Origin of the sequence: Methylocapsa sp. S129 (assembly GCF_009765995.1) — a bacterium.
In the GTDB taxonomy this organism is placed as follows: domain Bacteria; phylum Pseudomonadota; class Alphaproteobacteria; order Rhizobiales; family Beijerinckiaceae; genus Roseiarcus.
This window is the reverse complement of the sequence record NZ_LMUI01000024.1, coordinates 144,458-149,266: the sequence shown is the minus strand read 5'-3', so window position 1 is coordinate 149,266 and position 4,809 is coordinate 144,458. Positions and strand designations below refer to the sequence as shown.

Below are 4,809 nucleotides of genomic sequence, written 5' to 3'. Positions count from 1 at the left end.
CTGGAATTCATGGCTCTCCATCCCCCGCCTCCCGAATCATCAGGAGCACAATAATCAATACCAACAGCTAACGCCATAAGAGCCAAAATGCAGCTCTGATCGCGTGAGCCGTTGTTTTCACCCAGAGCGACGTTTGACCTGGAAAGCCGGGTTGGCTGGATGAAAAGCATGCGATCGTGCGAATGCCATCGCCGTGCTCGGCGTCAAGTCCAGGCGAATGCGGAGCATTCGTCCGTGCCAAGCCGCTTCGCAGGCGCTACGCGCGCCTCGACTCCTCCGCGCGCTGATCGTGTTTGGCCCACCATGTTGTTTTGGTAAGCGAAGCGGCCTCAAAAGGCCGCTTCGCGCACCAAAACAACATGGACAGCCATATGCCGCGCCGACGAGACGCAGTCACCCGAAGGGCCGTAACGAAGTGTAGGACCGGCGCAGCCGGTTGACGGCGACTCGGCGGCGTGGCCTGGCGCCACGCGTCAGCCGGACAGCCATGGGTGAGCAGAGAAAAACAAGATCAACAGCTAACGCAATAAGAGCCAAATTGCCGCGCACCTTGTCGGTAACAAACTTAAGGGTCCGACTTCCTCATCAGCGCTCCGAACTAAGGAATTTCGCTCAAGTGTGACATCTCTCTCTAAAATGAAGTGGACCGTGCGAAAACGCCCCGACATTGTCAGCGATAATTTCGGAGGCGCGCGGCGAGGCACTTTCGGCGTCTGGATCGCGCGGATGGTCTTGTAGCCCCCCTTATGTCCTTCGGCACCGCGCGTTTGACGGGGATATTGAAGCGATTTGGCGCGAATTCACGCCGTCAGATCACCTCGATGTTGCGATCGCATTCGGCTTCCAACCGGCGGCCCGACCGAACGCGGTTGAGATCCCCGTAAATGTGGAGCTTCAGGAGGTCGCCCGACGCGTAGCCAGGTCATCCCGTCGCCCTCGGCTGGACCCGCGCGAAACCCTCATCGGCGAGATTGAGCCCATCGACGAAGGCGTCAATGAAACGCACGGGATCATCCAAGCCGACATAGCCGTCGACCGACTCCAGCAAAAGCAGGAGCTGCGAACGTTCGAATCCGGGAATGTGCGTCATGCGTGATTCTACCGTGACGCAAGCGAAAGCGGAATCCAACAGCGGAAAGATTCAAGCCGTTCGCGCAGACTCTGCTCGAATTTTGCGCGGTGCTGTCAGCTCGATTGGTCGCTTCCGTCGCCACGCGTTAGAAACGACGCGTAGCTACCAGCGTCATGCTTTGTGAGTCCTCCGTCGCTTCGACGTGAAGGCGCACGCGCAAAGGTGAACCAGAACACGCCACCGAGCAGGCCAAGGCCGCATATCGCCCCTAATGTCGCTTCGAGCCAAGCTGGCATACAGGTCCATTCTCGGCCGTCCAGACGGCCGCTCGCTAGCCTCTACGTAGCAAATGTCGATTTCAAAAGTCTTGTAGATTGTGTGAAAACACTTTGTTCTTTTCGGGACCCGCGGGGCGGCGCGTTTTCGCACTCTCTGCAAGCATCACGCCCGCGCGGATTTTGCCGCTTCAGCCAGCGCCGCCATAGCCTGCCTCGCCAAACGAAGCTTTTCATCGCCCAGGCGCTGAGAGAGTTCCGCTTTGGCCAATTTCCACACCGGGAGCGCATCGATGATGAGTCGTCGCCCGGATTTCGCCAGGCTGAGCTGTTTCCCTGCGCGGCCACGTCCGCCTTTGACATGGACCAAGCCTCGTCTTTCCAGGTTCTGAACATTGCGGCTGAGGGTCGTCGCATCGACTCCCGCGCTATCGGCGAGATCGACGAGCGTCGCGCCCTCGGCCGCCCCGATCCCAACCAAGAGGCTGAATTGCTCGGCCGTCAGCCCGAGCGGTTTGAAGCAGTCGTTATAGTAGCGCGTGACCGCCCGCGCCGTGGCGCGAGCCTGAAAGCCCGGACATTCCGCCGCGACGCCATTCAAAACCTCGGGATCAAAATCGCTCACATCTGCCCCTCGACAACCCAACTTTGAACAAATAATGTATATGCAGCATTTGGAGAAGCCCATGCCAGCATATGTGCATATCAATCTGCGTGTCATCGACGCCGCCAAGCAGGCGGCGCTTGCTCCGCGTTTTCAGGCAGCCCTGAAAGAGGCGGGCGCGCGCATTCTACACTTCGGTCCTGTCGCGCAAGTTCTTGAGGGCGAGGAGCCTCTGCCGATGGCCGGCGTGTTTGAGTTTTCGACCCTCGCCCAAGCGCTCGCCTTCTACAATTCTGAGATGTACGCGCCGATCAAGGCGGAACGCCAGGAAGCCCAGCAAGCGCGGATGTTCATCGTCGAAACCGGCTGAGCCGTCATGGCTCATGCTTGTGGAGCGCCAGGCGGGTTTTGCGAGGCCGGCGACGGCGTCCTTGCAAAACTCAAGGATGCCGTTGAAAAACTCGCGAAATGAGAGCGGGCCGAGATGCGGGCTTTGCGGCTGAATAGCGGTTTGCATTGACCATTGCGGTCGCCAATCGATTGCAATCGTCGCACACCGACTGACCACCCTCTCCGCCGGTCCCGCAGCGCTTTTTCTTCGAAGGCCGTCCGCGGTTTCTGGAATTGTGATCGTCGGGAAAATTCGAGTTTTTCAACAGCATCCAAGAGTTTTGCACAACGGGAGGGCCGCCTTCGACCCGCTGATGTCGCTGAGACGTTCTTGCCCTCTCGCCAGGACCGGACGTAGAAGCGATCCGAACAGGAGGCGCGATCGACATGGTGGGCGACACAAACGTTCGGACTGGCCAGTGCCATTGCGGCGCGGTGCGTTTCGAGGCGACGCTCAGCGACGGCTTCAATTCGATCCGCCGCTGCACTTGCTCTTACTGCCGGATGCGAGGCGCCGTCGTTGTCATGGCGGAAATGGGTGGGATCAAGATCCTGCGGGGCGAGGATGCGCTGACAACCTACCGCTTCCACACCGGGTCAGCGCAGCACTTCTTCTGTTCTCGCTGCGGAATATATACACATCATCAACGACGATCTAACCAGAATCTGTATGCCGTGAACGTGGCTTGCCTGGATGGGGTAAGCCCATTCGATTTCCCTGAGGTGCCTGTTATGGATGGCGTCAATCACACGAACGACACCGGCAAGCCAACGCGTCGCGCAGGCGCCCTCCGCTTCATCCCGGCTGACTAACTACCGCTGTCTGCCGACGACCGCTCAGCGATGCTCCAGCCTAGAAGCTGATCGTCCCTAAACCACCCATATCCGACGCGCAAAAATCAAGAATCTCGCTGAAAAAAGCTGGCGGCTGAAAAGGCGCGGCGGGCGCTTTGTCGCCGCGATTGGCTGGGAATGTTAGCTTTGGTTCCTGACGCACAGACCTGACAAGGAGCAAGAAAGATGCCCCCCGATCTCTTTTCCCCGATCGGCGACACGGGACTTCAGCCTTCGATCATCCGTGGCCTTTACGCGACGCCGACGGCCCCGCTGCCCTTCCTGAACGGCGTCGTCGTCCGATCCTTCGTTCTCGAGCGCAAGCAGGGAAACATCATCATCTATCACTCGCCGGGCATCAACGCCGCCGCGCACGAGATACTGGAACTGGGGCGGCCCGGCCGGCTTCTGCTCAACCATTGGCATGAGGCGATGTACGACGCGCCAGAACTCGACGCGCCGATCTTCGTGCATAAAAATGATCGCTCGCAAACAAAATTGCCGATCGCCGGCGTGTTCTCAAATCGGGAGAAAATCGCCGACGATCTTGAAATTATTCCCACGCCTGGCCATACCGCCGGCACTACGACGTTCCTGTGGGACAATGGCGAGCACCGCCTGCTGTTTCCCGGAGACTCGATCTGGGTCCAAGGCGGCGAATGGAAGGCTGTTCTGCTCGGGGAGAGCAACCGCGAAGCCTATCTCGCCAGCCTTTCGCGCCTCATGGACCTGGACTTCGATATCCTCGTGCCGTGGGGGAGCGAGGAGGGTCAGCCCTACGGCTACGGCGTCACCCGTCTCGAGGCGCAGAAGAACCTGAGAAGGATCATCGATCGCCTGCAGGCTGGAGAGAGTGGATAGTCGCCGAGATCTGATAACGCGAATGTCGGGAGACGCGCGTCTTGTGAAGAAATCAGGAATTTTGACGAAGCCCCTCTGGCTGAAAATCGGGGACTTATAAGAGAGGGCGCGTCCCTTCTCGATCTCGGCTACGCCTCGGGCGGTTTCACGCATTTCCGTAGCAGTTCGCCATATTGCTCCCTTTCCATGGGACTGAGATGGCTGAGACTGATGTCAAAGGCGTCGCTGAGAGTTTTACGGAGATTACGATTACGGGGACGCCATACACAATCCCCCATCCTGGCGTTTGATAACGAGGCGCCTCTACACGAATCACGAATTAATGCAATGCGTATCACGTCCCCGTAACTGGAGATTACGGGGACGCCATACACAATCCCCCATCCTGGCGTTTGATAACGAGGCGCCTCCACACGAATCACGAATTAATGCAATGCATATCACGTCCCCGTAACTGCCCCACGCCTGGCCATACCGCCGGCACTACGACGTTCCTGTGGGACAATGGCGAGCACCGCCTGCTGTTTCCCGGAGACTCGATCTGGGTCCAAGGCGGCGAATGGAAGGCTGTTCTGCTCGGGGAGAGCGACCGCGAGGCCTATCTCGCCAGCCTTTCGCGCCTCATGGACCTGGACTTCGATATCCTCGTGCCGTGGGGGAGCGAGGAGGGTCAGCCTTACGGCTACGGCGTCACCCGTCTTGAAGCGCAGAAGAACCTGAGAAGGATCATCGATCGCCTGCAGGCCGGAGAGAGTGGATAGTCGCCGAGATCC

The 4,809-nt window shown here is 59.0% G+C and carries 6 protein-coding genes and 1 pseudogene; 4 read left to right on the top strand and 3 right to left on the bottom strand.

Translation table 11 applies throughout. From position 1 onward, the window contains the following. Positions 1-808: 808 nt before the first annotated feature. From GSQ90_RS32875 to GSQ90_RS16225, 3 genes and pseudogenes are all read right to left on the bottom strand, one after another. Positions 809-910: pseudogene (locus tag GSQ90_RS32875) on the bottom strand (hypothetical protein); the annotation flags it as partial. 12 nt (positions 911-922) lie between these two features. Then, positions 923-1,090 carry a hypothetical protein gene (locus GSQ90_RS16230; RefSeq protein ID WP_158815897.1) on the bottom strand — a complete coding sequence of 56 codons (168 nt, stop codon included), beginning with the start codon at positions 1,088-1,090 and terminating at the stop codon, positions 923-925. 423 nt (positions 1,091-1,513) lie between these two features. Then, positions 1,514-1,972, bottom strand: a complete 459-nt coding sequence (locus tag GSQ90_RS16225; protein WP_158815896.1) for a MarR family winged helix-turn-helix transcriptional regulator — start codon at positions 1,970-1,972, stop codon at positions 1,514-1,516. A gap of 61 nt (positions 1,973-2,033) precedes the next feature. On the opposite strand from GSQ90_RS16225, the gene GSQ90_RS16220 reads away from it, so the two are divergent. The 4 genes from GSQ90_RS16220 to GSQ90_RS32130 all read left to right on the top strand — a co-directional run bounded on the left by GSQ90_RS16220 (position 2,034) and on the right by GSQ90_RS32130 (position 4,797). Beyond that, positions 2,034-2,321 (top strand): DUF1330 domain-containing protein, encoded by a 288-nt coding sequence (locus GSQ90_RS16220; protein ID WP_158815895.1) that lies wholly within the window; start codon positions 2,034-2,036, stop codon positions 2,319-2,321. 407 nt (positions 2,322-2,728) lie between these two features. Further along, positions 2,729-3,154, top strand: coding sequence for a GFA family protein (locus GSQ90_RS16215; RefSeq protein ID WP_158815894.1), 426 nt, complete (start codon positions 2,729-2,731; stop codon positions 3,152-3,154). Positions 3,155-3,361: 207 nt separating this feature from the next. Continuing rightward, on the top strand, positions 3,362-4,036 hold the full coding sequence (locus GSQ90_RS32010) for an MBL fold metallo-hydrolase (RefSeq protein ID WP_174247492.1): 675 nt from the start codon (positions 3,362-3,364) through the stop codon (positions 4,034-4,036). A 428-nt stretch (positions 4,037-4,464) separates the two neighbouring features. Further along, positions 4,465-4,797 carry a hypothetical protein gene (locus GSQ90_RS32130; protein ID WP_210254909.1) on the top strand — a complete coding sequence of 111 codons (333 nt, stop codon included), beginning with the start codon at positions 4,465-4,467 and terminating at the stop codon, positions 4,795-4,797. Positions 4,798-4,809: the final 12 nt, after the last annotated feature.

What these genes read in the sequence shown, in the direction of transcription:
- GSQ90_RS16230 (WP_158815897.1), bottom strand. Translation starts at nt 1,090, where the DNA reads ATGACGCACATTCCCGGATTCGAACGTTCGCAGCTCCTGCTTTTGCTG.
- GSQ90_RS16220 (WP_158815895.1), top strand. Translation starts at nt 2,034, where the DNA reads ATGCCAGCATATGTGCATATCAATCTGCGTGTCATCGACGCCGCCAAG.
- GSQ90_RS16215 (WP_158815894.1), top strand. Translation starts at nt 2,729, where the DNA reads ATGGTGGGCGACACAAACGTTCGGACTGGCCAGTGCCATTGCGGCGCG.
- GSQ90_RS32010 (WP_174247492.1), top strand. Translation starts at nt 3,362, where the DNA reads ATGCCCCCCGATCTCTTTTCCCCGATCGGCGACACGGGACTTCAGCCT.
- GSQ90_RS32130 (WP_210254909.1), top strand. Translation starts at nt 4,465, where the DNA reads ATGCAATGCATATCACGTCCCCGTAACTGCCCCACGCCTGGCCATACC.